Origin of the sequence: Sphaerisporangium sp. TRM90804, from assembly GCF_029846175.1 — a bacterium.
GTDB lineage: Bacteria > Actinomycetota > Actinomycetes > Streptosporangiales > Streptosporangiaceae > Sphaerisporangium.
In genome coordinates, this window is the sequence record NZ_JARWAC010000087.1 from 1 (window position 1) to 527 (window position 527).

The window sequence follows — 527 nt, forward strand, 5'->3', positions numbered from 1 at the left end:
GAGACCGGTGCGCGGGTGGCGGTGGTGGATCGGGCGTTGGCTGATCGGGTTCCGCCGGGTGTGGTCTGGGTGGACGTTGAAGGGCTGCTGGCCGACGGGACCGCCCCTGAGGACCACCTCGACTCGACCGCCTCGCAGGACGCCGCCTCACAGGACGCCGGCTCTCGGGCTGGTGGGGTGCCGGGGGCGGAGGTGGCTCTTCCGGCCGGCTCGCTGGACGCCGGCTCGCGGGGTGGGCGTCTGGGTGGTGGGGTGTCGGGGGCGAATCTGGCCTATGTGATGTACACCTCGGGGTCCACCGGGACGCCGAAGGGGGTGGCCGTCACCCACCACGACGTCGCCACGTTCGCCCTGAGCTCCTGCTGGCGCCCCGGCGTCCACGACCGCGTGCCGCTGCACTCGCCGATCGGCTTCGACCTGTCCACCTACGAGCTGTGGGTTCCCCTCCTTTCCGGGGGTGAGGTGGTGGTGGGGCCGCCGGGTGAGGTGGATGTGGCGGCGTTGGCCCGGTTGATCGCCGAGGGCGG

General features: G+C 72.9%; 1 protein-coding gene. It reads left to right on the top strand.

Annotated features, from left to right (window positions below):
• Nucleotides 1-36: 36 nt before the first annotated feature.
• Nucleotides 37-527 (top strand): AMP-binding protein (locus PYR91_RS36360; RefSeq protein ID WP_279787576.1); only part of this gene is annotated, 491 nt, incomplete at its 3' end.